The sequence below is a fragment of the Streptomyces sp. NPDC101132 genome, from assembly GCF_044759225.1.
In the GTDB taxonomy this organism is placed as follows: Bacteria; Actinomycetota; Actinomycetes; order Streptomycetales; family Streptomycetaceae; genus Streptomyces.
On record NZ_JBIVYX010000004.1, the window covers coordinates 174,202 to 200,418 of the forward strand.

Below are 26,217 nucleotides of genomic sequence, written 5' to 3' on the forward strand. Positions count from 1 at the left end.
CGCGTCCGCCCCGTGGGGCGAACCGGCCCCCCTGTGCGGGGCCGGGCACCCGGTACCGGAAGGCATGAAGTGTCCCCCTGGCCGTTCCTTCGGGGTTGTCCGCCGAGGGTCTTTGCTTCCGGGGCGGGGTGTTCTGTCAAGGGTGGAACGAAGTGGAATCGCCGCAGGCGACGCGACGAAGGAGCGCCCTTGACAGGGCGCCCCGCCCCGGAAACCCTCGGTCGGCGGACGGCCCCGGATGGGCTCAGTTCCGTGACGCCGGTTCAGGGGATACCGCGCCCCTGCCCGCGCACCGGCACCGCCCCCGCCCCCGCCCCCGCCCCGACCACACCCCGACCCCGGCCAGCCACCTCCCCGAGACCGTCCCCGAACGCGCAGGCGCCCCGTGCCGGTCACCGGGACCGGTACGGGGCGCCTGTCGCCAAGCTGGGCCAGGACGTGGGCGTCAGGCCTCGACGCCCAGCTTTTCCAGGATCAGTTCCTTCACGCGGGCCGCGTCGGCCTGGCCGCGGGTGGTCTTCATGACCGCGCCGACCAGGGCGCCGACCGCGGCGACCTTGCCGCCGCGGATCTTGTCCGCGATGGCCGCGTTGCCGGCGATGGCCTCGTCCACCGCGGCACCCAGGGCGCCGTCGTCGGAGACGACCTTCAGGCCGCGCTTCTCGACGACCTCGTCCGGCGTGCCCTCGCCGGCCAGCAGGCCCTCGATGACCTGGCGGGCCAGCTTGTCGTTGAGCGAGCCCTCGGCGACCAGGGCCGAGACCCGGGCCACGTCGGCCGGGGCGACGCCCAGCTCGTCCAGGCCCTTGCCCGTCTCGTTCGCGTTGCGCGCCAGCTCGCCCATCCACCACTTGCGGGCGGACGCCGAGTCGGCACCGGCCTCGATCGTCGCGACGATCAGGTCGACCGCACCGGCGTTGAGGATCGACTGCATGTCGAACTCGCCGATGCCCCACTCCTCGCGGAGCCGGTTGCGGCGGACGCGCGGCAGCTCGGGCAGGGTGGCCCGGAGCTCCTCGACCCACTCACGGCTCGGCGCGACCGGCACCAGGTCCGGCTCGGGGAAGTAGCGGTAGTCCTCCGCCTCTTCCTTCACGCGGCCGGACGTCGTGGAGCCGTCGTCCTCGTGGAAGTGGCGGGTCTCCTGGATGATCGTCCCGCCGGACTGGAGGACGGCCGCGTGGCGCATGATCTCGAAGCGGGCGGCCCGCTCCACGCTGCGCAGCGAGTTGACGTTCTTCGTCTCGCTCCGCGTGCCGAACTTCTCCGTGCCCTTCGGCATCAGGGAGAGGTTCACGTCGCAGCGCATCTGGCCCATCTCCATGCGGGCCTCGGAGACGCCGAGCGCCTTGATGAGCTCGCGCAGCTCGGCGACGTACGCCTTGGCGACCTCGGGGGCGCGCTCGCCGGCACCGACGATCGGCTTGGTGACGATCTCGATGAGCGGGATGCCGGCGCGGTTGTAGTCCAGGAGCGAGTGCGAGGCGCCGTGGATGCGGCCCGTCGCGCCGCCCACGTGGGTGGACTTGCCGGTGTCCTCCTCCATGTGGGCGCGCTCGATCTCGACGCGGAAGACCTCGCCGTCCTCCAGCTGGACGTCCAGGTAGCCGTTGAAGGCGATCGGCTCGTCGTACTGGGAGGTCTGGAAGTTCTTCGGCATGTCCGGATAGAAGTAGTTCTTCCGGGCGAAGCGGCACCACTCGGCGATCTCGCAGTTCAGCGCGAGGCCGATCTTGATGGCGGACTCGACGCCGATCGCGTTGACGACCGGGAGCGAGCCGGGCAGGCCGAGGCAGGTGGGGCAGGTCTGCGAGTTGGGCTCGGCGCCCAGCTCGGTCGAGCAGCCGCAGAACATCTTGGTCCTGGTGCCGAGCTCGACGTGGACCTCAAGACCCATGACGGGGTCGTACGCGCCCAGCGCGGCCTCGTACGACAGGAGTTCGGTGACGGTCACGGTGAAACTTTCCCTCTCAGCCCAGCAGAACGTCGTCGTCGCCGAGGCGCCGCAGCTCGCGGTACAGGATCGCGAGGCCGGTCACGATGGCGGCGGCGGACACCACGGCGTCGACCAGCTTGAGCGTGTCGTTCTCCAGGCGGGCCTTCTTGACCTGCTTCACGACGCCGATCGCACCGAAGGCGGTGGTGCCGATGGACAGGTAGGTGCCGGACTTGGACTTCTTGAAGCCCTTGGCCTTGGTCAGTGCGTTGCTCACAGCGACGGTGCCTCCTCAAGCAGCGGGTGACCCCAGCGCTCGACGAAGGCGGCCTCGACGGCGGCACCGACCTTGTACAGGCGGTCGTCCTTCATCGCCGGGGCGATGATCTGCAGACCGACCGGCAGACCGTCCTCCGGCGCCAGGCCGCAGGGCAGCGACATGGCGGCGTTGCCGGCCAGGTTGGTCGGGATGGTGCACAGGTCCGCGAGGTACATCGCCATCGGGTCGTCGGCGCGCTCGCCGATCGGGAAGGCGGTGGTCGGGGTCGTCGGGGAGACGATCACGTCGACCTGCTCGAAGGCCTTCTCGAAGTCCTTCGTGATGAGCGTGCGGACCTTCTGGGCCGAGCCGTAGTACGCGTCGTAGTAGCCGGAGCTGAGCGCGTACGTGCCGAGCATGATCCGGCGCTTGACCTCGGGGCCGAAGCCGGCCTCGCGGGTGAGGGCCGTGACCTCCTCGGCGGACTTGGTGCCGTCGTCGCCGACGCGCAGGCCGTAGCGCATGGCGTCGAAGCGGGCGAGGTTCGAGGAGCACTCGGACGGCGCGATCAGGTAGTACGCGGCGAGCGCCAGGTCGAACGACGGGCAGTCCAGCTCCACGATCTCGGCGCCGAGCTCCTTGAGCAGCTCCACCGACTCGTTGAACCGCTGGACGACGCCGGCCTGGTAGCCCTCACCGGCGAACTGCTTGACGACGCCGACGCGCATGCCGGCGACCGAGCCGTTGCGGGCCGCCTCGACGACCGGCGGGACCGGGGCGTCGATGGAGGTCGAGTCGAGCGGGTCGTGGCCGGCGATGACCTCGTGCAGCAGGGCCGCGTCGAGGACCGTACGGGCACAGGGGCCGCCCTGGTCGAGGGAGCTGGAGAACGCCACCATGCCGTAGCGGGAGACGCCGCCGTAGGTCGGCTTCACGCCGACGGTCGCGGTGACGGCCGCGGGCTGGCGGATGGAGCCGCCGGTGTCGGTGCCGATGGCGAGCGGGGCCTCGTACGACGCCAGCGCGGCGGAGGAGCCGCCGCCGGAGCCGCCGGGGATGCGGGTGAGGTCCCACGGGTTGCCGGTCGGGCCGTACGCGCTGTTCTCGGTGGAGGACCCCATGGCGAACTCGTCCATGTTGGTCTTGCCGAGGATGACGACGTCGGCCTCCTTCAGCTTGCGCGTCAGGGTGGCGTCGTACGGCGGGATCCAGCCTTCGAGGATCTTGGAGCCGACGGTGGTGGGGACGCCCTTCGTGGTGAAGATGTCCTTGAGCGCGAGCGGGACGCCGGCCAGCGGGCCCAGCTTCTCGCCCTTGGCGCGCTTCTCGTCCACGGCGCGGGCCTGCGCGAGGGCGCCCTCGCGGTCGACGTGCAGGAAGGCGTGGACCTTCTCGTCGACGGCCTCGATGCGGGCGAGGTGGGCCTCGGTGACCTCCACCGCGGTCAGCTCGCCGGAGGCGATCTTCGCGGCGATCTCGGCGGCCGTGAGCTTGATGATGTTGCTGTCCGTCATGGTCTTAGTCCTCCCCCAGGATCTGCGGCACCTTGAAACGCTGCTGCTCCTGGGCGGGAGCGCCGGAAAGCGCCTGCTCGGGGGTGAGCGACGGACGGACCTCGTCCGCGCGCATGACGTTCGTCAGCGGCAGCGGGTGGGAGGTCGGGGGTACGTCTTGGTCGGCGACCTCGGCGACGCGGGCGACCGCGCCGATGATGTCGTCCAGCTGACCGGCGAAGTGGTCCAGCTCGTCGCCGGACAGCTCCAGACGCGCCAGCCGAGCGAGGTGGGCGACCTCCTCGCGCGTGATGCCAGGCATGCAGCGATCCTCTGAGGGTGGTGAGTGTGTAGTTTCGGGCCCAATCCTATGGGGCCCGGCCCCCCGGCCACGAAACGGTTTGGCGCGGCCGGGGGTCACGGCACCCGCGGGAGACCGCCGCGGGCCCGCCCCGGAAGGCGGAACGGGCCCGTTCCCGGCGTCAGGAGATCGTGCGGGTGGCCCAGGTCGAGGAGACCTTGACACGGTTGCCGAAGGTGCCGCGGCCGGTGCCGGGGTTGAGCCAGCCGACGCCCGCGGAGTCCTTCGAGAAGAGGTCGGCCCGGCCGTCGCCGTTGAGGTCGCCGGCCCCGATGACCTGCTTGTACGTCGAGCCCCAGTCCCGGAAGACCAGCGCGCGCGTGCCGAGCTTGCCGGTGCCGGTGCCGTAGTAGCGCCACAGCTCGCCGTGGGCGTCGCGGGCGAGCACGTCGCCGTGCCCGTCCCCGTTCAGGTCACCGGCGCCGACGACCTTGGTGTACGCGTTCCAGCCGGGCCCGATCTTCACGCGCGAGGCGAAGCCGGCGCTGCCGTTGCCCGCGAGCAGCCACAGGTTCCCGGTGGCCTTCTCTCGGGCCAGCAGGTCGGCCCGGCCGTCGCCGGTGAGGTCGCCGGGGGCGGTGAGCACGTCGTACCCGCGCCAGTCGGCGCCGGCCTTCGTGTACGGGGACGTGGGCGCGGGGAGGCGGCCGGCCGGGGTGCGGTACATCCGGGCCTCGCCGCCGGGCAGCACGGCCAGGACGTCGTTGAGCCGGTCGCCGTTCAGGTCGCCGAAGGCGGTGAAGCGGGTGCCGGCGGCCCAGCCGGTGGTGACCGAGCCGGTGTGGAGGGAGCCCTTGGTGAGGTGCCCCGCGCCGTCGCCCTCGTACCGGGTGAGGGTGTCACCCGTCAGGGACAGCACGTCGGCCTTGCGGTCGTCGGAGAAGTCCCGGAAGCGGGGGGTGGGGCGGGTGGTGCCGGAGGCGGCGTACAGGGGGCTGCTGTAGGAGCTCCAGAGGGCGGCCGGCCGGCTGCCGGAGACGGTGAGGACGCCGGTGACCACGTTGGCGTACTGGGCGGCCGGGGTGGTCGTCAGCGCCTTGGGCGCGGACCAGCCGTCGCGGGTGCGGAAGGCGTGCACGTAGCTGTACGAGCCCTTGCTGCGGTAGACGGTCCAGCCGGCGTGCACGGTGCCGTCCGCGCCGACGGCCGCGCCGACCACGCCCCCGTACGGGTAGCGGTCGTCGGCCTGGGCGAGCGACCAGGTGCCGGTGGCGGCGTCGCGGGTCGTCGAGAGCACCCGCTTGGCGTCGTACGAGGCGGCGACCAGCGTGACGTCGCCGTTCGGGCCCACGAGGGGGCGGGGCAGCGTGCGCGGGGCGTTGGTGCCGGTGAAGGAGGTGACCTCGGGCGCGGTCCAGTCGGCGCCGGGGGCCGGCTTGCGGGAGTACCGGATGGCGTGGTCGGCCTCGTAGTACCCGATGTGGTTCCACACGAGGGTGAAGCCGCCGGCCGGGTGGGCGTCCAGGCGGAGCCAGCCGGGGCCGGTGCCGACGAGCGGGGCCGCCTCCTTCGCCTGGCCCCATTCGGAGGTGCCCGCCGGGAGCTCCATGATCCGGGAGTGGTACTCGATCGGGATGACCTCCGTACCGGGGGCGGCGGCGCCCGCGGCGGGAACCGAGTCCTTCGGGGACCCGGCGGGGGGCGCGTCACGCTGCATGTCGTCGAGGTTCCACACGACGGCGGCGTTGCCGTCCTTGTCGACGGCGCCGGAGAGGCCGGTGAGGTACCACTCGCCGCCGAACTCGCCGTCCCCGGTGTCCTTCACGCTGTCGAAGATCCGGGGCTGGGACCAGTCGCCGCCGGGCGTGGCACGCTCGGTGATGCGCAGCTGGATGCTGCCGTTCTGGGGCTCCTCGCCCCAGACGGCGACGAGCCGTCCGGTGGCGCTGCCGAACACGCGGGGCGCGATGACGTACGAGCCGAGGGTGGTCACCGTGGTCACGGCGGACCAGGTGGTGGCGCCCGGGGCCAGGGTGGCCGCCTTGAGCAGGTACTGACCGCCGTCCTGCGGCTCCAGCCAGGAGGCGACGAAGGAGCCGTCGCCCTGCGGGCTGAGAGAGACGAGCGCGGCGTAGGCGTTGGTGGTCAGCTGCCGGGTGACCCAGGCGGTGCCGCCCGCGGGCCGCAGCATGACGGTGAGGGTGCGGACCCCGCCGACCGTACCGGCCGGGTCGGTCGCCCGGCCCCGCAGCCCGATCAGGGCGCCGTCGGCCCGGGTGTGCAGTCCGACGGCCTCCTCACCGGCCGCGGCGACCTCGGCAGCGCTCCCCCAGACGCCCGGCTGGACGGCGTCGGTGGCCACGGCGACGGGTCCGGCGAGCGCGGCGGGTACGCCGGCACCGAGGACCAGGGCCGGCCCGAGCGCGAGTACGCAGGCACGACGAAGCGAATGCATGTTCAAGTGGAGCCCCCCGGTTCGAACTTCATGCGAAGTGGCTGGATCCTAACCGAGCCGGATGACACCCCTACCGCCCGGTACCGCCCGCGCCCGAAGCCGCACCGCGTGGAGACCGCGCCGAGGCCGAGTGGGGCGGGGCCCGCACTCCCCCGCACCCCCCTACGCCCCCTACGGCCCCTGGATCTCCGAAGCCGCCAGCTCCGCCGTGATGTCGGCCGGCCGGCGCCAGCCGTGTTCCCCGCGGGCCAGCAGCCAGGCGGTGGCCTCGGCGGGCGGCATGGCGGCGGCGACGAGCCAGCCCTGGACCGCGTCGCAGCCCAGGTCGCGCAGCCGCTCCCAGGTCTCGTCGTCCTCGACGCCCTCGGCCACCACGAGCAGGCCCAGCGAGTGGGCGAGGTCGACGGTGCAGCGGACGATCTCGGCGTCCTGGGCGTCCACGGCCAGCCGGGCCACGAACGACCGGTCGATCTTCAGCTCGCTGACCGGCAGGCGGCGCAGGTGGACCAGCGAGGAGTAACCGGTGCCGAAGTCGTCGAGGGACATCTTCACGCCGTGGCCGGTGAGCCCCGCCATGGTGTCGGCGGCCCGCTGCGGGTCCTCCAGCAGCACGTGCTCCGTTATCTCCAGCTGGAGGGAGCCGGCGGGCACCCCGTGGCGGGCCAGCCGCGCGGCGACCGCACCGGCGAAGCCGGGGGTGTGCACGTCCCGGGGCGAGACGTTGACCGCGACCGGCACCTTCAGGCCCTGGGCCCGCCACCGGGCGACCTGGGCGAGGGCGGTCTCCAGCACGTACTCGGTGAGGTGGGGCATCAGGCCGGAGGTCTCGGCGATGGCGATGAACTCGTCCGGGGGGACCCGGCCGCGCTCCGGGTGCACCCAGCGGACCAGCGCCTCCAGCCCGGCGACCTGGCCGTCGAAGCGCACCTTGGGCTGGTAGTGCAGCTCGACCTCGCCGGCGTCGAGGGCGCGGCGGAGGTCGCCGAGCAGGCCCAGCCGGTCGGGGGTGTTGCTGTCGCGCTTGGACTCGTACACCTCGACGCCGGTGCGGTCCCGCTTGGCCTGGTACATCGCCACGTCGGCGCGCCGGAGGAGGCCCTCGGCGTCGAGCGCGTGGTCGGGGAAGACCGCGAGGCCGGCGCTGGCCTCCAGGACCAGGGTGAGTCCGTCGAGGTCGAGCGGCGAGGACAGCTCGGCGACCAGGTGACGGGCGACGCGCTGGGCGCTGGTGGTGGAGTCGGCGACGGGCAGGAGCACCGCGAACTCGTCGCCGCCCAGCCGGGCGGCCTCGGCCTGGCCCGGCAGGGCCTTCTGGAGGCGTTCGGCGATCTGGAGCAGCAGCCGGTCGCCCGCCAGGTGCCCCAGCGTGTCGTTGACCGCCCGGAACCGGTCCAGGTCGATCAGCACAAGAGCGGACCGGGTGCCGATACGTTCAGCCTCGTCCAGCGCCGACCAGGCGCGCTCCAGCAGCCACTGCCGGTTGGGCAGGCCGGTGAGCGGGTCGCGCAGCTGCTCCTCGGCCCGCGCCCGGGCGATCCACAGCGTGGAGTCGAGGGCGATGAGCGGTACGGCGAACAGCGGCAGCAGCACCGGCAGGCTGGTGGCCACCACGCAGATGAGCGGGGCGATCCCCAGCAGGGCGATGGCGACCAGCCCCTGACGGACCATCGCGGTCCGGGCCACCGTCGGCAGCCCGCCGCCGCGGGGGGTCAGCGCGAACCACAGCAGCACCCGGGTCACCAGCAGGTACGCGATGGCGACGAGGGTCACCTCGGGGACGGCGGCGGCGTCCCAGAAGGCGGGGAGCCAGGGGTCCTCGACGGTCGGGGACTCGCCGAAGGCGGCGAGCACCAGGGCGCCCGCGCCGATGCCGAGCACGTCCACCGAGCCGTGCAGCAGGCCCTGTCGCCAGCGGTGCCTGCGGGCGGCCCCGACCAGCGAGACCACCGCGAGGCTGACCAGTCCGGCCGGCACCCAGCCGTAGAGCAGCAGGACGCCGAGGGTGAGGGCGGCGCCGGAACCGGTGCCGCCCCACCAGCGGTCGCGGCCGAGGGCGACGAGGTGGCCGACGATGATTCCGGTCAGCAGGGCCAGGCACCAGCCCACCGTGCCGCCCGGGAAGAGCGCCTGGCCGTCGCCGATGCCCAGCACGATGCCGGCCGCGAGCACCAGGGCGGCGGCCGTCACCACGGCGACGGGCAGCGCCTTGCGCCGCCCGTCCCCCGTCTCCAGCGGATGGGTCTCCGGTGTCCTGGAGCCCAGGACACCGAACCTGGCCGCCCGTCCTGACGGGATCAGGTCCCCGCCGAATTCTGGTGACGGGTCGGCGCTTTCGGTGGGTTTCATGCCCGTCCCTCTCACAGCCGGCGATGCCGATGCCTGGGGGCACCTCCCAGCGGCAGCTGGGGGATGTCCCGATGTCATGCCATCACGGCTGGAATTGCACCACGCAGCCGTGCACGACAGGCGCACCCCTCAACAGTAGGCCGCAGGAAGCTCCCAGGGGCAGCGGTCGGCGGCGGTTGCCCGAATGCGCCCCAGCCATCCTCATCAGTACGGTATCCGCCGAACGGGTGAGATTGGACCAGCACCCCCCTGTCACCCATCCGATGATCCGACAGGCCACCGCCGGCTGACCACCCCTCCGCTTCCTCCGGTTCCCCCCTTTACCTACCCCGCTCCTCCGCTCTTCTCCCTATTCCCCCTCAACCGGAAGAGCCGCCTCGCGCGCGGCGTCGGCGCCCTGCTCCAGAAGGATGGCGAAGCCCGCCTCGTCGAGCACCGGCACCTTCACCTGCATCGCCTTCTCGTACTTCGAACCGGGGTTCTCGCCGACCACCACGAAGGAGGTCTTCTTCGAGACGGAGCCGGTCACCTTGGCCCCGCGGCTCTGCAGCGCCTCCTTGGCGCCGTCCCGGGTGTACGAGGCCAGGGTGCCCGTCACGACCACCGTGAGGCCCTCCAGCGGGCGGGGGCCCTCGTCCTCGCCGGCGCCCTCGTCCTCCATCCGGACGCCCGCGGCGCGCCACTTGCGCAGGATCTCGCGGTGCCACTCCTCCTCGAACCACTGCTTGAGCGAGGCGGCGATGGTCGGGCCGACGCCCTCGACCGCGGCCAGCTCCTCCTCGCCCGCCTGCTCGATGCGCTCGATCGACCGGAACTCGCGGGCCAGCGCCTCGGCGGCCACCGGGCCGACGTGACGGATGGACAGCCCGGTGATGATCCGGGCCAGCGGGCGCTCCTTGGCGGCCTGGATGTTGGCCAGCATCGCCAGGGTGTTGGTCTTCGGCTCGCCCTTCTGGTTGGCGAAGAAGGTGACCACCTTCTCCTCGCCGGTCTTGGGGTCGCGCTTGGGCAGTCCGGTGTCGGGGTCGAGCACGTACGACTTGATGGGCAGCAGCTGTTCGACCGTCAGGTCGAACAGGTCGCCCTCGTCGCGCAGCGGCGGCTCCGAGGGCTCCAGCGGCTGGGTGAGGGCCACGGCCGCCACGTACCCGAAGTTCTCGATGTCCAGGCACTTCCGCCCGGCGAGGTAGAACAGGCGTTCGCGCAGCTGGGCGGGGCAGGAGCGGGAGTTCGGGCAGCGCAGGTCGATGTCCCCCTCCTTCATCGGGCGCAGCTCCGTGTCGCACTCCGGACACCGGGCCGGCATCACGAACTCGCGCTCGGTGCCGTCCCGCAGGTCGGTGACCGGCCCGAGGATCTCGGGGATCACGTCACCGGCCTTGCGCAGCACCACCGTGTCGCCGATGAGCACGCCCTTGGCCTTGACCACGTCCTGGTTGTGCAGCGTGGCGAACTCCACCTCGGAGCCGGCCACGGTCACCGGCTCGACCACGGCGTACGGCGTGACGCGCCCGGTCCGGCCGACACCGACCCGGATGTCGACCAGCTTGGTGTTGACCTCCTCCGGCGGGTACTTCCACGCGATGGCCCAGCGCGGGGCGCGCGAGGTGGTGCCCAGGCGGCCCTGCAGCGGGATCTCGTCGAGCTTGACGACCACTCCGTCGATCTCGTGCTCGACGGAGTGGCGGTTCTCCCCGAAGTAGGCGATGAACTCGCGCACTTCGGCGAGCGAGCCGACGACCTTGTTGTGCCGGGCGGTGGGCAGGCCCCACTCGTGCAGCAGCTCGTACGCGTGCGACAGGCAGTCGATCTCGAAGCCGTCGCGCGCGCCGATGCCGTGCACCACCATGTGCAGCGGGCGGGTGGCGGTGACCTTGGGGTCCTTCTGGCGCAGCGAACCGGCCGCCGCGTTCCGCGGGTTGGCGAAGGGCTTGTCGCCGGCCTCGACCAGCCGGGCGTTGAGCTCCTCGAACTTCTCCATCGGGAAGTAGACCTCGCCGCGGATCTCCACCACGGCCGGGATCCGGTCGCCCTTGAGGCGGTCCGGGATCTCGGCGATGGTCCGCACGTTCGGCGTGATGTCCTCGCCGGTGCGGCCGTCGCCGCGGGTGGCCGCGCGGGTCAGCCGCCCGTGCTCGTACGTGAGGTTCACGGCGAGGCCGTCGACCTTGAGCTCGCAGAGGTAGTGGTAGTCCGGGGTGCCGACGTCCCGGGCGACGCGCTCGGCCCAGGCGGACAGCTCCTCGTCGTCGAAGGCGTTGTCCAGCGAGAGCATCCGCTCGCGGTGCTCGACCGCGGTGAACTCCGTCTCGTACGCCCCCGCCACCTTCTGCGTGGGCGAATCGGGCGTGCGCAGCTCGGGGTACTGCTCCTCCAGGGCCTCCAGGGAGCGCAGCAGCCGGTCGAACTCCGCGTCGCTGACGACCGGCTGGTCCTTCACGTAGTACCGGAAGCGGTGCTCCTCGACCTGCTCGGCCAGCAGCTGGTGCTGCTCGCGCACCTCCGCCGGTACCGTGTCCTGCTGTTCGGCTGCCATGCCCCTGGTCCTCCCGTATCGATCACTCAGGGTTGTCGGCGAGGGATCTCGCCGCCCTGACGCAGTGCGCCATGGCCGCGCGGGCGTAGCCGGGCGAAGCGCCCGCGAGACCGCACGACGGAGTGACCACGACGGACTCCGCCAGAGTCCCCGGGGCCAGCCCCAGCCTGCGCCAAAGCTTCCTGACCCCCATGACGCTACCGGCAGGGTCGGACAACGCGGTGTCGGTGCCCGGCACCACTCCGGCGAAGAGTTTCGTGCCGCCTTCGACGGCCTCCCCGATGGCGTCATCCTCGCGCTCGGTGAGCAGCGAGAAATCGAACGACACGCCCGTGGCCCCGGCCCGCCGCAGCAGCGCGAAGGGCACGCCGGGCGCGCAGGAGTGCACGACCGACTCTCCCGCGTGGACGGCGAGGAGGTCGCGCAGGGCGCCCTCGACGACCTGCCGGTCCACGGCCCGGTACGTGCGGTAGCCGCTGGCGGTCTTCACCTGCCCGCGCAGCACGGCCGTCAGCGAGGGTTCGTCGAACTGGAGCACGATCTCGGCGCCGGGCACCCGCCTGCGCAGGTCGGCCAGGTGGTTCCGCAGCCCCTCGGCCAGGGACCCGGCGAGGTCGCGGCAGGCGCCGGGGTCCTGGAGCAGGGCCTCGCCGGTGCGCAGCTCCAGGGCGGCGGCGAGCGTCCACGGGCCCACGGCCTGGACCTTGAGCTTCCCCTCGTACCCCTGGGTGAACTCCTCCAGCGCGTCGAGGTCCTCCCCGAGCCAGGACCTGGCCCGCTTGGTGTCGCGGCCGGGCCGGTCGCTGACCCGCCAGCCGCTGGGCTCCACGTGGGCGTACAGGTCGACCAGCAGCCCGAGGGAGCGGCCGATCATGTCGGCGCCGGGCCCGCGGGCGGGCAGCTCGGGCAGGTACGCGAACTCCTCGAAGGTGCCGGTGACGGTCTTCGCGGCCTCGCGGGCGTCCCCGCCGGGCAGCGACCCGACGCCGGTGGCGCCTCCCCCGTACCCGGTCATCGGCCGGGCCGCACGGAGAGGTCGTTGACCTCTGCGTCGCGCGGGAGGTCGATCGCCATCAGGATGGTGGTCGCCACGGACTCGGGGTCGATCCAGCGGGCGGGGTCGTACTCCTTGCCCTCCTGCGAGTGCACCTTGGCCTGCATGGGGCTGGCGGTGCGGCCGGGGTAGACGGAGGTGACCCGGATCCCGTGGGCCTTCTCCTCCTGGCGGAGCGAGTCGGCGAGGGCCTTGAGGCCGTGCTTGGAAGCGGCGTACGCACTCCAGTCGGCGTGGGCGTTGAGCCCGGCGCCGGAGTTCACGAAGACCACCTGGCCCTGGGAGGCGCGCAGGGTGGGCAGCAGCAGCCTGGTGACCTCCGCGGGGGCGATCAGGTTGACGTTGAGCTGCTGGTGCCAGGTCTTCGGGCGCAGCTCGGCGACCGGGCCGAGGTCGACGATGCCGGCGACGTGCAGCAGGGAGTCGAGGCGGTCGGGCAGGGCCTGGTGGGAGAAGGCCCAGGAGAGCCGGTCGGGGTCGGCGAGGTCGCCGACGAGCGCGCGGGAGCCGGGGTAACGGGCGGTGAGCTCCTTGCCGCGGGCGGCGTCGCGGGCGAGCAGCACGAGGTCGTCGCCGCGCTCGTGGAGCCGGCGCGCGACGCACGCGCCGATGCCCGAGCCGGCACCGGTGATCAGGTGAGTAGCCATACCGGACATGCTCGCATTCGGGGGCGCGGCGTCGTACGCGTGGACCGGACCCGGTGGGTCCGGTGGGGCGGGAGTGGCCTAAAGTCCGTGGGCCCGCTCCGCGGGGGCGGGAGCACGGCTCAGGGGAGGATTCATGAGGATGCGCCGGGAATGGGCGGCACTGGCGGTCGCGGTGGCGGCGGTGGCCGGTTCCGTGGTGACGGCGGGGCCCGCCGCGGCGGCGAGTGCGTCGGGGGTGCACGAGGCCGATTTCAACGGGGACGGGTACAACGACCTGGTCATCGCTGCCCCCGCGGCGACGGTCGGCGCCAAGTCGGGCGCGGGCTACGTGGCCGTCGTGCCGGGCGGCGCGAACGGTCCGGTCACGGCCCAGCGCAAGGTGATCAGCCAGGCGACGGAGGGCGTGCCGGGCGATCCGGGGAACGAGGACTGGTTCGGCTACTCGCTGGCGACCGGTGACTTCAACGCCGACGGGTTCTCCGACCTGGCGGTGGGTGCTCCGTACGACCGGACGGGCACGGTGGCCGTCAGCCAGGCCCCCGGTTCGGTGACCGTGCTGTACGGCAGCCCTGCGGGCCTGGTGAAGGCGGCGCGGATCATGGGCACGACCAAGCAGTTGGGCCTCGCGGTCACCGCGGCCGACATGGACGGCAACGGCCGCCCGGAGGTCGTCGCCAGCGAGTACCGGCTCTACCCGGAGGGCGGTCTGCGCCGCTTCACGGTCACCAAGGGCGGCACCACCCTGACGCGGACGGCCGACTACACGACCTTCGGCGTGTACGGGCTGGCTGCCGGCGACGTGGACGGCGACGGGCGCGACGAGGTGGTGGCGCAGTTCGGCAGCCTGGGCGACGTGCCGATGCTCGGCGTCTTCCACGGCGGGAAGCTGTCCGACAGCTCCGCGTGGTGGCCCGAGTCCCCCGGTGAGGGCGGCTCCGACGCCGTCGTGGGCGACCTCGACAAGGACGGCAGGGCGGAGATCGTCGTCGGCCGCCGGAACGCAGCCTGGTACGCGCCCGGCGGCGACGTGGCGATCTGGAAGGGCCGTACCGGCGGCATCGCCGACGAGCCCGACCGAGTCATCACCCAGGCCACCGCCGGTGTGCCCGGGACCGCGGAGGACGGCGACGGCTTCGGCACCTCCGTCGCGCTGGGCGACCTCGACGGCGACGGCCACCTCGACCTGGCCGTCGGGGCCGGGCGGGAGGACAACGGCACCGCGGTGGACGGCGGTTCGGTCACCGTGCTGCGTGGCAGCGCGACCGGGATCGTCACCGCCACCGGCGGTGTGGTGCTGACCCAGAACTCCACGGGCGTCCCGGGCACCACCGAGGCGCGGGACCAGTTCGGCTCGGCCGTGTCGCTGATGGACTTCACCAAGGACGGGAAGGCCGAGCTGACGGTGTCCTCGCACGGCGAGGACAACAGCGCCGCCGAGTGGCCCTACTACGGCGACGGCGTCGTCAACGTGCTGCGCGGCACGGCCACCGGGGTCGGCACGACCGGCGGGCTGTCCCTCAGGGCGGCCACCTTCGGGTCCACCCCCGGCGGCAGCCCCTTCGGCTGGGCGATCGGCCGCTAGCGGCAGCACCGGAAACGAACCGGTGGCCCGCCGGGGCGTCGAGACGCTCCGGCGGGCCACCGTCGTTCCGCGGGTGGGGACTTACCGGGTGGTGTACGCCCGGAAGACCTTCACCTCGGCGGTGTTGCCCTGCTTGTCGGTGACGACGGCGCGCAGCGAGACCGCCTTGCCCTTCGCCGGGTTCCGGACGCTGACCGCGCCGTCCTTGACGGTCAGCTTCTTCCAGGTGGTGCCGTTGTCGAAGCTGACGTACACGGCCAGGGACTTGAGGTTCGAGCCCTTGGCGCTGCCCTGGACGGTGACCGGCACCCGGAGGGTGCGGCCGGCCGGGGCGGTGCTGTCGAGCGCCAGCTCCGGGGTGAAGCGGACCACCGAGGCCGGCAGCTTGGTGAACTCCGCGGTCTTCTTGGACCGGAAGGTCCAGGAGGCCTCGACCCTGCTGGTGGTGCGGGCGATGGCCTGGCCGCGGTCCAGCGTGGTGGTCAGGCGGTAGTCCGCGCTGCCGGCGGGCAGCTCGAACGGCTCCGCGTAGCCGAACGGCGTCTTGGTGCGGACGATCTCCTTGCCGTCGCGCAGCAGGACCGTGGAGCCCTTGGTGAACGCGGTGTCGCCCTGGTGGCCGGCGCCGTCGGTCAGCAGCGGGAAGTAGCCCATCAGGTGGTTGCCGTCGCGGTAGATGCCGGTCTCGTCGCTGACGCTCGGGCCGAAGACGCCGGTGTTGAAGGTCTCGCGGTAGGTCTTGCCCGCCTTGTATGCCTTCTGCGTGCCCCACCAGCCGCCCTCGCGGATCGGGAAGCCCTGCTCGTCACGGCCGCCCAGCTGGTCGAAGTCGACCTCCCACTTGACGTCGCCGATGACGGCGAGGCGCAGGGTGGCGGTGGCCGGCAGGCGGCGCGGGATGGAGATGGAGGTGGAGCCGGAGCTGCCGGGCAGCGTGCCGAAGGCGCTGAGCGCGCCCTGCTTGCCGGGCAGCGAGGTGCCCTGGGCGACCTTCACCGTGGCGAGCTCGGAGGCCTTGACGTGCCGGGTGAAGCCGTTGGCCAGGCGCTTGACCTTGCCGCCGACCGTCATGTGGTACTCGGTCGTCGGGCCCTCGGTCCAGTGGGAGTCCCAGGTCTGGACGACCGTGGTGCCCGCGGGGACGGCGCCGCCGCGGTGTGCGGTGCGGAAGCCCTTGTACGAGTCGAGCCACCAGCCGAAGCCCCAGCCGGAGTCGCCGGCGGACACCTCGAAGCCGGGGGCGGCGAACTCGCTGGTCGCGATGGCGGACGGGACCGTGATGTCGACCGGCTTCGTGGTGCGGGCGTCGATCGTGACGGTGCCGTTCTTCCCGACCTTCAGGACGGGCTGGGCGACCCAGCTGACGCCCTTCGTGAAGTCGCGCGGGTCGTGCACGAAGGAGCTGCTGAGGATGTAGTCGCCCTTGGGCAGGCGGACCTCGGAGGTGCCGGAGGGGTCGAACAGGTTCAGGAAGAGGTCCTGCCCGAGGCCCGAGGTGCCGGCCAGCATGGTGTTGAAGTCCTTGGCGGGCTTGCCGTCCCGCGCCAGGTGCTTGAACTTCACGTCGTACGACTCGACTTCGCGGTCCACGGCCGCGGCCGTGCGCACGGTGGTGCCGCCGCCGGTCGCGACGACGTACGCGGAGTACGAGCCGTCCAGGGTGCCGCCGATCCGCGTGTCCGCGGTGAGGTCGACGGAGGCGGTGCCGCCCGCGGGGACAGTGACCTGCCGGGCGCCGAGGGCGAAGAAGCCCGCGGGGGCCGGCTTGCCGTCGGGGCCGGTCGCGGTGGCCTTGAGGTCCAGCGTGACGGGCTGGGTGCCGAGGTTGCGGTAGGTGACCTTCTTGGTGACCGGCTTGTCGTCGGTGTGGGGCCACTGCTGGCGGCCGAAGCTCACCGACACGGGCTCGGCGATCACGTTCTGCTTGATGGCGCTGCCGACGGCGATGCGGCCGCTGCCCTGCTGGAACGGGGTGTACTTGCCGGGCTTGGTGGAGGCGGTCAGCACGCCCTTGAGCTCGGCGCCCTTCCACTCCGGGTGCTGCTGCTTGAGCAGCGCGGCGGCGCCCGCGACGTGCGGGGTCGCCATGGAGGTGCCGGAGATGGTCAGGTAGCCCTTGGGGTTCTGGCCGACCTCCTTGTCGATGACGCTGCCGGGCGCGGCGGCCGCGGTGATGTCGACGCCGGGGGCGGTGACGTCCGGCTTGACCGCTCCGTCGCCGACGCGGGGGCCCTGGCTGGAGAAGCCGGCCAGGCGGTCCTTGTCGTCGACGGCGCCGACGGTGAGCGCGGCGTCCGCGCTGCCCGGGGAGCCGACGCTGGACGGGGCGCCGTCGTTGCCGGCCGCGATGGCGAACAGGATGCCCTTGTCGGCGCTGAGCTTGTTGACGGCCGCTTCGAGCGGGTCGATGCCGGGCTGGTCGGTGCCGCCGAGGCTGAGGTTGACGACGTCGGCGCCCTGCGCGGCCGCCCACTCCATGCCGGCCACGATGCCGGAGTCGTCGCCGTACCCGCTGTCGTCGAGGACCTTGCCGTTGAGCAGCTTCGCGCCGGGCGCGACGCCCTTGAACTTGCCGGCGGAGCCGGCGCCGGTGCCGGCCGCGATGGAGGCGACGTGCGTGCCGTGGCCGAAGCGGTCCCCGGCGTCGGCGGCGGCGGTGAAGTTCTTCTCCGCGACGACCTGTCCGGCGAGGTCGGAGTGGGTGGCGTCGACACCGGTGTCGAGCACCGCGATCTTGACGCCCTTGCCGTCGTAGCCGGCGGCCCAGGCGGCCGGGGCACCGATCTGGCGGGTGCTCTTGTCGAGGCTGGCCTTGCGGACGCCGTCGAGCCACACCTTGGCGATGCCGGAGGCGGTGGTGCGGTACGCGGTGCCGGCCTGCGGGTCGGTCAGGGCCTCCCAGACGGCGGCCGCGCCGCGCTGCGGGGCGGTGACGGCCTCGGCGTTGAGGGAGGTGAAGGTGCGGCGCACCTCGCTGCCGGGGGCCTGGCGGAGCCGGCCCTTGGCCGCCGGGGCGGTGCCGTTGTACTGGACGATCAGCCGGATGCCGGCGCGGCGGGCGGCCTGGTACTCGGGGCGGCTCAGCTCGGTGACGTCGAAGAGCCGGGCGTCCAGCTTCCCGCTGTCGATCAGGCGCTGTGCGTCGTACGGCACGACGCGGACGTGACCGTTCACCCGCTGCACCGAAACCGGCACGTGCTCGCGGCCCTTGGCGCGCTCGATGCCGACGGGCTTGCCCTTGGCGTCGACGACGACCTTGTCGCCGGTCAGCAGCGCGATGCGGGTGGTCGCCTGGACGGGGGCGCCGCTCGGGGCGGCGAGGTCCCCGGCCCCGGCCGGCACTGCGGCGGCCGGGGTGGTCAGCCCCGCCGCGAGTGCCACGGTGGCGGCGGCGGCCACGAAGGCCGCTCCCGCCCGGTTGAGTTGACTGCGCACGTCATCCCCCCTGGATGATGAGGTCATCTCACGGGGGAACGGAATGGCCCCCCGGCATACGCAGTATGTGCGTAAGCGATCAGATTGCTCAACAGAGTGGCCGGATTAGGCGGTTGGGACGACTGAGGTGACGCCACTCTGGCGCGATCGTCTTGTTTGGACGGTCCGCCGCGGGGCGACAATCGAGGTGAAGCGCCGGTAACCGGGGGGTACTTGTGTGGATCACCTATTTCGCCGTTGCCGCACTCCTGCAGGCCGTCCTGTGCGTGCGGCACCTCAGGGCGTACCGCCGGCTCCACCCGCAGCCGGCCCGGCCGCGCCCTGAAAGCCCTCCGACCGTCTACGAGTTCGCCTACCTGAAGGGCGGACCGTCCCGGGTCGCGGAGACGGCGATCGGGGCCCTGTTCCTGACCGGCCGGGTGACCGTGACGGCCCCCCGATGGCTGGAGATCGCGAGCGATCCGCGGCCCGGCGACCCGGTGCAGTGCGCGGCCGTCGACAGCCGCGGCAAGGGCAGCGCGACCCGCAGGGCGGGCCGGGCCCTGCACGGGGTGACCGGGGACGTGGCCCGGTCGGCCGCGGTGGCCGCGGTGGCCGACCGACTGGTGGCACAAGGGCTGGCGCAGGACCAGAAGGCCCTGCCGGCGGCCAGGAGCGCGGCCGGCCTGCACGCCGCGGCGCTGGTGGCGACCGCGCTGCTGGGCATCGCGGCCGTCACGCACGAGGCACTGTCGCGGCGCCCCGCGGTGCTCCCCGTGGTGGCCTTCACGACGCTGCTGGTGGCGGGGACCGTCGTGGCGGCCATGAGCGCGCCGCTGCGGGGCAGCCATCCCACGCACCGGGGCCGGCTGTGGCTGCAGCGGTACGGAATCCACACGGTCACGCCGGACCCGGGGATGGTGCGGGTCAGCACGGACGTGCTGTCCCTGGCCGCGGTGGCGCTGGCCGGCCTCGTGACGATGCGGGGCCTTTCGGCGCTGTTCGCTTCCGAGACGCCGGTGGCGCACACCTCGGCCGCCGCGGACGGCTCGTCGGGTGGCGGCGGGGGCGGCTGCGGGGGCGGGGACGGCGGCGGTGGGGGCTGCGGGAGCAGCTGCGGAGGCGGCTGCGGGGGCTGCGGAGGCTGACCCACGGGCCCGGCCCGCCCGTACGGGCCACCGTGCCGCCCGGTACGAGGCCCGGCACGCCCGGTACGAACCCCCGCGCGCCCGGTACGGCGACCCGCGCGCCCCACCCGGCCGGCCCGCGCCCGCTCAGACCCCCACCGCCTCCCTGGCCTGGAAGGTGCGCCGGTAGGCGATCGGCGAGACGCCGAAGGCTGCCCGCATGTGCTGCCGCAGGGAGTTGCCCGAGCCGAAGCCGGACCGGTGGGCCACCAGGTCGACCGGGAGGTCGCTGGTCTCCAGCAGCTGGCGGGCCAGTTCCAGCCGCTGGGCGGTGAGCCACTGCACCGGCGTCATGCCCACCTCGTCGCGGAACCGGCGGGTGAAGGTGCGCAGGCTCATCCCGGCCTGCGCGGCCAGCTCGGCGAGGGTCAGCGGGGTGTCCAGCCGGTCCATGGCCCAGGCGCGGGCCGCGGAGGTGGTGGCCACGGTCGGCTCGGGCACCGGCCGCTCGATGTACTGGGCCTGGCCGCCGTCGCGCCAGGGCGGCACCACGCAGAGCCGGGCGGTGAGGTTGGCGACGGCACTGCCGTGGTCGTGGCGGATCAGGTGCAGGCAGAGGTCCACGCCCGCGGCCACCCCGGCGGAGGTCAGCAGGTCGCCGTCGTCGACGAACAGCACGTCCTCGTCGAGCTTCACGCGCGGGAAGGCCCGCCGGAACCTCTCCGCGTCCACCCAGTGCGTGGTGGCGGGCCGTCCGTCCAGCAGGCCGGCCGCGGCCAGCACGTGCGAGCCGGTGCAGATGGACACCAGCCGGGTGCCGGGCCTGATCCGGGCCAGGGCCGCGCTCAGGTGCTCCGGCAGCGGGCCGCCCTCCAGCAGCTCGTCCATGGCGTGGGTGGGCGGCACGATCACGGTGTCGGCGGTCTCCAGGGCCTCGGGCCCGGCCGTGACGCCGACGGTGAAGCCCGCGTCACTCGTGACCGGACGGCCGTCGGCGGTGCACACGACCACCTCGTAGAGCTTGCGGCCGCCCGGTCCGTAGGCGTTGCCGAAGACCCGGGAGGGGATCCCGAGCTCGAAGGGGGGCACGCCCTCCAGGGCGAGGACGGCGACGCGGTGCCTGGTCTCCATGGCCAGATTCTGTCACATCATGGCTATCCGGCCATCACCACACGGGTCCCCGCCGCCCCATGCTGAAGTCACGCCGCCGGACGAGCGGCCCCCCCGACCAGGGTTTTTCTTTCCAAGGAGCAAGCAATGCGTGCAGTCGTCGTCAGCCAGTGGGGCGGTCCCGAGGTGCTCACCGAGGTCGAGCTGGCCAAGCCCGAGCCCGGCCTGGGCGAGGTCCTCGTCCGCGTCCACGCCGCCGGCGTCAACCCGGTCGACTGGAAGACCCGGGCCTCCGGCGCCCTGATCGCCTGGGGCGGGACCCCGATGACCGGCTGGGACGTCTCCGGCACGGTCGAGGCCGTGGGACCGGGCGTGACCCTCTTCCAGCCGGGCGACGAGGTCTTCGGCATGCCGCGCTTCCCCTCCCAGGCGGGCGGTTACGCGGAGTACGTCACGGCACCGGCCCGGCAGTTCGCCCGCAAGCCCGCCTCCCTCACCCACCAGCAGGCCGCCGCGCTGCCGCTGGCCGCGCTGACCGCCTGGCAGGCGCTGAACGACACCGCGGGGCTGCGGGCCGGCCAGCGGGTGCTGGTGCACGCCGCCGCCGGCGGTGTGGGCCACTTCGCGGTGCAGATCGCCAAGGCCCTGGGCGCGTACGTGATCGGCACGGCCAGCGCCGGCAAGCACGACTTCGTACGCTCCCTCGGCGCCGACGAGGTGGTCGACTACCGCAGCACCGCCTTCGAGGAGGTCGTGGCGGACGTCGACGTGGTGATCGACTCGATCGGCGGCGACTACGGCGCCCGCTCGCTGAAGGTCCTCAAGCCGGGCGGCACGCTGATCACCCTCAACGGCCCGGACGACATCCCGGCCGGCGCCGAGGGTTTCCGTACCGGCTGGACCCTCGTCGAGCCCGACTTCGCGGGCATGCAGGCCATCGCCGCGATGGCCGAGGAGGGCAGCCTGCGCCCCGAGATCGACACCGTCCTGCCGCTCGCCGAGGCCGCGAAGGCCCACGAGATCGGCGAGCGCGGCCGCACCACCGGCAAGATCGTCCTGTCGGTGGTGTGAGACGCCGGGCTCAGACGCCCGCGGTGGCCCTGGTCGTGGCGGCGATGGTCGCGGAGCCGACCACGCGCGTGCCGTCGTACAGCACGATCGCCTGGCCGGGGGCCACACCGCGGACCGGCTCGGCGAACCGCACCCGCAGCTCCCCGTCCACGACCTCGGCGAAGACCTCGGTCTCGCCGCCGTGGGCGCGCAGCTGCGCGGTGTACGTGCCGGGGGCGGCCTCGCGGGCACCGCACCAACGCGGCTTGATCGCCGTCAGGGCGGAGACGTCCAGGGACTCCTTGGGCCCGACCGTGACCGTGTTGTCCACCGGCGAGATGTCCAGGACGTAGCGCGGCTTGCCGTCCGGGGCCGGGTGGCCGATCCGCAGGCCCTTGCGCTGGCCGATGGTGAAGCCGTACGCGCCGTCGTGGGTGCCGACCTTGGCGCCGGATTCGTCGACGATGTCGCCCTCGGCCCTGCCCAGCCGCTTCGCGAGGAAGCCCTGGGTGTCGCCGTCGGCGATGAAGCAGATGTCGTGGCTGTCGGGCTTCTTGGCCACGGCCAGGCCCCGGCGCTCCGCCTCGGCGCGGATCTCGCCCTTGGTGGTGACCGTGTCGCCCAGCGGGAAGAGGGCGTGCGCCAGCTGCTTCTCGTCCAGCACGCCGAGGACGTACGACTGGTCCTTGGCCATGTCGGAGGCGCGGTGCAGCTCCCGGCTGCCGTCGGGCAGCTCGACGATGGTCGCGTAGTGGCCGGTGCACACCGCGTCGAAGCCGAGGGCGAGGGCCTTGTCGAGCAGCGCGGCGAACTTGATCTTCTCGTTGCAGCGCAGGCATGGGTTGGGCGTGCGTCCGGCCTCGTACTCCGCGACGAAGTCCTCGACCACGTCCTCGCGGAAGCGCTCGGCCAGGTCCCAGCAGTAGAAGGGGATGCCGATCACGTCCGCGGCGCGGCGGGCGTCGCGGGAGTCCTCGATCGTGCAGCAGCCGCGGGCCCCGGTCCTGAAGGACTGCGGGTTCGCGGACAGGGCGAGGTGGACACCGGTCACGTCGTGGCCCGCCTCGACGGCGCGGGCGGCGGCGACGGCGGAGTCCACGCCGCCGGACATGGCGGCGAGTACGCGGAGGGGACGGCGCGGCTGCGGGTTCTGAGTCATAGCACCCACCAGAGTACGGGGGGAACCGGATCCGGAGCACGGACGTTCTTCTTCCGCGAGGGGGTGGTGCGGGTGGCACGCAGGAAGCGCGGGCCGGCGCGCAGGGCTCTGCTGGTCACGGCCCTGGGTGTGCTGGTGGGGGCCGGGGTGGCCGGGCGCGACGAGATCTCCCGCGGGTACTGGATGCTCCCGGGGGTGTCCAAGCCGCGCAAGGCGGGCGAGCTGGACCACAAGGGGGCGGGCTGGACGGCGGCCTCCCCCGCGAACTGGCGGATGGCGGACCGGCCGGCCGACTACCCCGTGGACCGGATCGTGGTGCACGTCACGCAGGGCGGCTTCGAGGGCTCGGTCAGCGCCTTCCGCAACCCCTGGCACAAGGCGTCGGCGCACTACATCGTCCGCGGGGACGGGCACATCGAGCAGATGGTGCGCGAGCTGGACGTGGCGTTCCACGCCAACAACCGCTCGGTGAACGAGCGCAGCGTGGGCATCGAGCACGTGGGCTTCGTCGACCGTCCCAGGGACTTCACGCCGGCGATGTACGCGGCCTCCGCGCGCCTGGCGGCGGACATCTGCGCCCGGTACGACTTCCCGGCGGACCGCCGCCACATCATCGGCCACAACGAGGTCCCGGGCGCCGACCACACGGACCCGGGCCCCCACTGGGACTGGGACCGCTACATCAGCCTGGTGAGGGCGGAGCTGAAGCGGCGCGCCGGCTGAGTCGGCCGGGCCGCCGCGTCAGCTGAGGCCGGCCGTGCGGGCGCGGGCCACCGCCGGGCCGATGGCCGCGGCGAGGGCGGCCACGTCCTCCTTGGTGGAGGTGTGGCCCAGCGAGAAGCGGAGCGTGCCGCGGGCCAGGTCCGCCGGGGTGCCGGTGGCCAGCAGGACGTGGCTGGGCTGGGCGACGCCCGCCGTGCAGGCGGAGCCGGTGGAGCACTCGATGCCCTGGGCGTCGAGCAGGAGCAGCAGGGAGTCGCCCTCGCAGCCGGGGAAGCTGAAGTGGGCGTTGGCCGGCAGCCGGTCGACCGGGTCGCCGCTCAGCACCGCGTCGGGCACGGCGGCCAGCACGGCCGCGACGAGTTCGTCGCGCAGCGCGCCGATCTCGGCGGCGAAGTGCTCGCGGCGTTCGGCGGCGAGCCGGGCGGCCACCGCGAAGGCGGCGATGGCGGGTACGTCGAGGGTGCCGGAGCGGACGTGCCGTTCCTGGCCGCCGCCGTGCAGGACGGGTACGGGCGTCTGGTCGCGGCCCAGCAGCAGCGCGCCGATGCCGTAGGGGCCACCGATCTTGTGGCCGCTGACGGTCAGCGCGGCGAGCCCCGACGCGGCGAAGTCCACGTCCAGCTGCCCGACGGCCTGGACCGCGTCGGAGTGCATCGGTACGCCGAACTCGCGCGCCACCGCGGCCAGTTCGGCGACCGGCAGCACGGTGCCGATCTCGTTGTTGGCCCACATCACAGTCGCGAGGGCCACGTCGTCCGGGTCGCGCTCCACGGCCTCGCGCAGGGCTTCGGGGTGCACCCGTCCGTACCGGTCGACGGGCAGGTACTCCACGCGGGCGCCCTCGTGCTCGGCGAGCCAGTGCACCGCGTCCAGCACCGCGTGGTGCTCGACGGGGCTGGTCAGCACGCGGGTGCGGGCGGGATCGGCGTCGCGGCGGGCCCAGTACAGGCCCTTGACCGCGAGGTTGTCGGCCTCGGTGCCGCCGGCGGTGAAGACGACCTCGCTGGGCCGTGCCCCGAGGGCCTCCGCCAGGGACTCGCGGGCCTCCTCGACGGTGCGGCGGGCCCGGCGGCCCGCCGCGTGCAGCGAGGAGGCGTTGCCGGTGACGGTGAACTGGGCGGTCATCGCCTCGGCGGCCTCCGGGAGCATCGGAGTGGTCGCGGCGTGGTCGAGGTAGGCCATGGTTCCCCGATTCTACGAGGGCCCGGCGGCCGCCTTGACCCAGGTGCGCGGCGTACGGGCGGGACGACGGTACGCCGGTCCGCCGCACGCCGCGTCGCGCCCGGGCCCCGCCTCAGCCGCGCGGGGCGCGGGCCAGCTGCCGCGACTGGGCCACCAGGCGGTCCGTACTGTCCCAGACCTCGGCGTCCTCCTCCAGGAATCCACCGGCCATGTTCCGCGTCGTGATCGAGACCCGGAGCGGGCCGGGCGCGGGGCGGCAGCGGATGTGGGTGGTGAGCTCGACGGTGGGCGCCCAGCCGATCAGGCCGAGGTCGAAGGCGGTGGGGGGCAGCGCGTCCACGGCGAGCAGCAGCGAGAGGGGGTCGGCGTCGCGGCCGTCGGCCAGGCCGAACCAGGCCCGCATCTCGCCCTTGCCCGAGGGGGCGCCCAGGGCCCAGCCCGCGGTGGCCGGGTCCAGCCGGAGCGCGAGCCGGTCGACGATGGCGGAGCTGCCGGGGATGGGGGCGGGACCCATCTCGGGGCCGAGGCAGTGCTCGTACGGGGGCATGGCCGGCGGCTTCGCGCTGGTGCGGACGTCGTCGCTGAGCGCGCCGAGGTCGCCGTAGGAGGCGAGGACGCGGATGCGCTCGACCTCGGCGCCGGTCTCGTCGTACTGGAAGAGGGAGGCCTGGCCGGTGGAGAGGGTGTTGCCGGTGCGGACCTGCTGGGTGCGGATCACGGCGGGGCCGGGGACCGAGGAGGTGAGGTAGTGCGCCGAGACCGTGACGGGGTCGCGGTGCGGGAGGGCCTCGGAGAGCGCCCGCCCCACCAGGGCCAGCAGGTAGCCGCCGTTGACGGCGCTGATGATGGTCCACCCGGCGGAGAGTTCCGCGTCGAAGACGCCCGGTTCGGCCGCGCCGCGGGGCGTGAGCCGGGTGTCCCGGTCGAACTCGCTGTCGCCGATCGTTGCCTGAGCTGCTGCCTGTGCCATACATCCAGCGTACCGCCGGTAGCTACTAAGCGGTAGCTTTCCGTGTTACGGCTTGGCGTGCTCCTCCTCGGCCACCTCCGAGCGGCGGTTCCAGGCGCGCGGGGCCTGCCAGTGGAAGCGCATCGCGAGCAGCCGGAAGACGAAGGCGGTCACGGCGGCGATGGTGCTGGTCACCGCGTTGAGGGCGTCGAAGTTGAGGAAGAGGGCGACCATGCCGGCGCCCACCATCGCGGGTACGGCGTACATCTCGCGGTCGCGCAGCAGCGAGGGCACCTCGTTGGCCAGCACGTCGCGCAGCACACCGCCGCCGACGGCGGTGGCGAGGCCCAGGGCGGCGGACTGGGTGAGGCCGAGGCCGTACTCGTAGGCCTTGGTGGTGCCCGTGACGCAGAAGAGACCGAGGCCGGCCGCGTCGAGGACGCTGACCAGCCGGTTGATCCTGGCCACCTCGGGGTGGAGGAAGAAGACGAAGGCGGCGGCGACCAGCGGCGTGATGAAGTAGCCGAAGTCGGTGAACGCGGCGGGCGGGATCGCGCCGATCATCAGGTCGCGGAAGAGGCCGCCGCCGAGCGCGGTGACCATCGCGAGCATCGCGATGCCGAAGATGTCGAAGTTCTTGCGGACCGCGAGCAGGGCGCCGGCCAGGGCGAAGACGAAGATGCCGACCAGATCCAGTGCGTGCTGGAGGGTCGGGTTGAACAGATCGTGGTACAGGGACACGGACACATTCTGCCGGTCGGTTCCGGCCACGCCCGTGCCGAGGTGGGGGGGGGCCCGGGGCGCCCCCCCCCCCCCCCCCCCCCCCCCCCCCCCCGGGCGCGGGCCCCCCCCCCCCCCCCGCCGGGGGGGGGGGGGGGCCCCGGGCCCCCCCCC

Annotated in this window: 19 protein-coding genes; 4 read left to right on the forward strand and 15 right to left on the reverse strand. The window is 73.2% G+C overall.

Annotation, left to right across the window (positions count from 1 at the left end; all coding sequences use genetic code 11):
* Positions 1-445: 445 nt before the first annotated feature.
* The 9 genes from gatB to ACIQUR_RS11325 all read right to left on the reverse strand — a co-directional run bounded on the left by gatB (position 446) and on the right by ACIQUR_RS11325 (position 13,036).
* Entirely contained in the window at positions 446-1,954 is a 1,509-nt protein-coding gene (gene gatB / locus ACIQUR_RS11285) for an Asp-tRNA(Asn)/Glu-tRNA(Gln) amidotransferase subunit GatB (protein ID WP_403661860.1), read from the reverse strand.
* Between the two features lie 16 nt (positions 1,955-1,970).
* Complete coding sequence (locus tag ACIQUR_RS11290) at positions 1,971-2,213, reverse strand: hypothetical protein (protein WP_403661863.1); 243 nt, start codon at positions 2,211-2,213, stop codon at positions 1,971-1,973.
* Complete coding sequence (gene gatA, locus ACIQUR_RS11295; RefSeq protein WP_403661866.1) at positions 2,210-3,709, reverse strand: Asp-tRNA(Asn)/Glu-tRNA(Gln) amidotransferase subunit GatA; 1,500 nt, start codon at positions 3,707-3,709, stop codon at positions 2,210-2,212. The genes ACIQUR_RS11290 and gatA overlap by 4 nt, the downstream gene beginning before the upstream one ends.
* A 4-nt stretch (positions 3,710-3,713) precedes the next feature.
* On the reverse strand, positions 3,714-4,010 hold the full coding sequence (gene gatC / locus ACIQUR_RS11300) for an Asp-tRNA(Asn)/Glu-tRNA(Gln) amidotransferase subunit GatC (RefSeq protein WP_003955854.1): 297 nt from the start codon (positions 4,008-4,010) through the stop codon (positions 3,714-3,716).
* A 160-nt stretch (positions 4,011-4,170) separates the two neighbouring features.
* Positions 4,171-6,444 (reverse strand): FG-GAP repeat domain-containing protein, encoded by a 2,274-nt coding sequence (locus tag ACIQUR_RS11305; RefSeq protein ID WP_403661870.1) that lies wholly within the window; start codon positions 6,442-6,444, stop codon positions 4,171-4,173.
* A gap of 171 nt (positions 6,445-6,615) precedes the next feature.
* Positions 6,616-8,790 (reverse strand): putative bifunctional diguanylate cyclase/phosphodiesterase, encoded by a 2,175-nt coding sequence (locus ACIQUR_RS11310; RefSeq protein ID WP_403661873.1) that lies wholly within the window; start codon positions 8,788-8,790, stop codon positions 6,616-6,618.
* A 349-nt stretch (positions 8,791-9,139) separates the two neighbouring features.
* On the reverse strand, positions 9,140-11,326 hold the full coding sequence (gene ligA / locus ACIQUR_RS11315) for an NAD-dependent DNA ligase LigA (RefSeq protein ID WP_403661875.1): 2,187 nt from the start codon (positions 11,324-11,326) through the stop codon (positions 9,140-9,142).
* A 22-nt stretch (positions 11,327-11,348) separates the two neighbouring features.
* Positions 11,349-12,341, reverse strand: a complete 993-nt coding sequence (locus ACIQUR_RS11320; protein WP_403661878.1) for a methionine synthase — start codon at positions 12,339-12,341, stop codon at positions 11,349-11,351.
* Positions 12,338-13,036, reverse strand: a complete 699-nt coding sequence (locus tag ACIQUR_RS11325; protein ID WP_403661880.1) for an SDR family oxidoreductase — start codon at positions 13,034-13,036, stop codon at positions 12,338-12,340. Before ACIQUR_RS11325 ends, ACIQUR_RS11320 begins: the two co-directional genes overlap by 4 nt.
* Positions 13,037-13,160: 124 nt before the next feature.
* On the opposite strand from ACIQUR_RS11325, the gene ACIQUR_RS11330 reads away from it, so the two are divergent.
* Entirely contained in the window at positions 13,161-14,609 is a 1,449-nt protein-coding gene (locus ACIQUR_RS11330; RefSeq protein WP_403661883.1) for a VCBS repeat-containing protein, read from the forward strand.
* An 81-nt stretch (positions 14,610-14,690) separates the two neighbouring features.
* Here ACIQUR_RS11330 and ACIQUR_RS11335 read toward each other — a convergent pair whose 3' ends face one another.
* Complete coding sequence (locus tag ACIQUR_RS11335) at positions 14,691-18,071, reverse strand: S8 family peptidase (RefSeq protein WP_403661886.1); 3,381 nt, start codon at positions 18,069-18,071, stop codon at positions 14,691-14,693.
* Between the two features lie 188 nt (positions 18,072-18,259).
* On the opposite strand from ACIQUR_RS11335, the gene ACIQUR_RS11340 reads away from it, so the two are divergent.
* Positions 18,260-19,171, forward strand: coding sequence for a TIGR04222 domain-containing membrane protein (locus ACIQUR_RS11340; RefSeq protein ID WP_403661889.1), 912 nt, complete (start codon positions 18,260-18,262; stop codon positions 19,169-19,171).
* A 126-nt stretch (positions 19,172-19,297) separates the two neighbouring features.
* Here ACIQUR_RS11340 and ACIQUR_RS11345 read toward each other — a convergent pair whose 3' ends face one another.
* Entirely contained in the window at positions 19,298-20,281 is a 984-nt protein-coding gene (locus ACIQUR_RS11345) for a GlxA family transcriptional regulator (protein WP_403661892.1), read from the reverse strand.
* Between the two features lie 126 nt (positions 20,282-20,407).
* On the opposite strand from ACIQUR_RS11345, the gene ACIQUR_RS11350 reads away from it, so the two are divergent.
* Complete coding sequence (locus ACIQUR_RS11350) at positions 20,408-21,331, forward strand: NADP-dependent oxidoreductase (RefSeq protein ID WP_403661895.1); 924 nt, start codon at positions 20,408-20,410, stop codon at positions 21,329-21,331.
* A gap of 10 nt (positions 21,332-21,341) precedes the next feature.
* Here the strand turns inward: ACIQUR_RS11350 and mnmA are convergent, their stop codons facing one another.
* Positions 21,342-22,469, reverse strand: a complete 1,128-nt coding sequence (gene mnmA, locus ACIQUR_RS11355) for a tRNA 2-thiouridine(34) synthase MnmA (RefSeq protein ID WP_403661898.1) — start codon at positions 22,467-22,469, stop codon at positions 21,342-21,344.
* A gap of 66 nt (positions 22,470-22,535) precedes the next feature.
* Between mnmA and ACIQUR_RS11360 the strand changes: the two genes are divergently transcribed.
* Positions 22,536-23,192: an N-acetylmuramoyl-L-alanine amidase gene (locus ACIQUR_RS11360; protein WP_403661901.1), complete on the forward strand. Its 657-nt coding sequence runs from the start codon at positions 22,536-22,538 to the stop codon at positions 23,190-23,192.
* Positions 23,193-23,210: 18 nt separating this feature from the next.
* On the opposite strand, the gene ACIQUR_RS11365 is transcribed toward ACIQUR_RS11360, so the two are convergent.
* From ACIQUR_RS11365 to ACIQUR_RS11375, 3 genes are all read right to left on the reverse strand, one after another.
* Complete coding sequence (locus ACIQUR_RS11365; RefSeq protein ID WP_403661904.1) at positions 23,211-24,374, reverse strand: cysteine desulfurase family protein; 1,164 nt, start codon at positions 24,372-24,374, stop codon at positions 23,211-23,213.
* A 112-nt stretch (positions 24,375-24,486) separates the two neighbouring features.
* Positions 24,487-25,344: a thioesterase family protein gene (locus tag ACIQUR_RS11370; protein WP_403661907.1), complete on the reverse strand. Its 858-nt coding sequence runs from the start codon at positions 25,342-25,344 to the stop codon at positions 24,487-24,489.
* 45 nt (positions 25,345-25,389) lie between these two features.
* Positions 25,390-26,058: a trimeric intracellular cation channel family protein gene (locus ACIQUR_RS11375; RefSeq protein WP_403662669.1), complete on the reverse strand. Its 669-nt coding sequence runs from the start codon at positions 26,056-26,058 to the stop codon at positions 25,390-25,392.
* Between the last annotated feature and the right edge of the window lie 159 nt (positions 26,059-26,217).

Excerpts from the sequence above, each read along its gene's own strand:
- ACIQUR_RS11330 (WP_403661883.1), top strand. The coding sequence starts at position 13,161 with ATGAGGATGCGCCGGGAATGGGCGGCACTGGCGGTCGCGGTGGCGGCG.
- ACIQUR_RS11345 (WP_403661892.1), bottom strand. The coding sequence starts at position 20,281 with ATGGAGACCAGGCACCGCGTCGCCGTCCTCGCCCTGGAGGGCGTGCCC.
- mnmA (WP_403661898.1), bottom strand. The coding sequence starts at position 22,469 with ATGACTCAGAACCCGCAGCCGCGCCGTCCCCTCCGCGTACTCGCCGCC.
- ligA (WP_403661875.1), bottom strand. The coding sequence starts at position 11,326 with ATGGCAGCCGAACAGCAGGACACGGTACCGGCGGAGGTGCGCGAGCAG.
- gatC (WP_003955854.1), bottom strand. The coding sequence starts at position 4,010 with ATGCCTGGCATCACGCGCGAGGAGGTCGCCCACCTCGCTCGGCTGGCG.
- ACIQUR_RS11325 (WP_403661880.1), bottom strand. The coding sequence starts at position 13,036 with ATGTCCGGTATGGCTACTCACCTGATCACCGGTGCCGGCTCGGGCATC.
- ACIQUR_RS11350 (WP_403661895.1), top strand. The coding sequence starts at position 20,408 with ATGCGTGCAGTCGTCGTCAGCCAGTGGGGCGGTCCCGAGGTGCTCACC.
- ACIQUR_RS11320 (WP_403661878.1), bottom strand. The coding sequence starts at position 12,341 with ATGACCGGGTACGGGGGAGGCGCCACCGGCGTCGGGTCGCTGCCCGGC.
- ACIQUR_RS11305 (WP_403661870.1), bottom strand. The coding sequence starts at position 6,444 with ATGCATTCGCTTCGTCGTGCCTGCGTACTCGCGCTCGGGCCGGCCCTG.
- ACIQUR_RS11370 (WP_403661907.1), bottom strand. The coding sequence starts at position 25,344 with ATGGCACAGGCAGCAGCTCAGGCAACGATCGGCGACAGCGAGTTCGAC.
- ACIQUR_RS11335 (WP_403661886.1), bottom strand. The coding sequence starts at position 18,071 with ATGACCTCATCATCCAGGGGGGATGACGTGCGCAGTCAACTCAACCGG.
- gatA (WP_403661866.1), bottom strand. The coding sequence starts at position 3,709 with ATGACGGACAGCAACATCATCAAGCTCACGGCCGCCGAGATCGCCGCG.
- ACIQUR_RS11310 (WP_403661873.1), bottom strand. The coding sequence starts at position 8,790 with ATGAAACCCACCGAAAGCGCCGACCCGTCACCAGAATTCGGCGGGGAC.
- ACIQUR_RS11365 (WP_403661904.1), bottom strand. The coding sequence starts at position 24,374 with ATGGCCTACCTCGACCACGCCGCGACCACTCCGATGCTCCCGGAGGCC.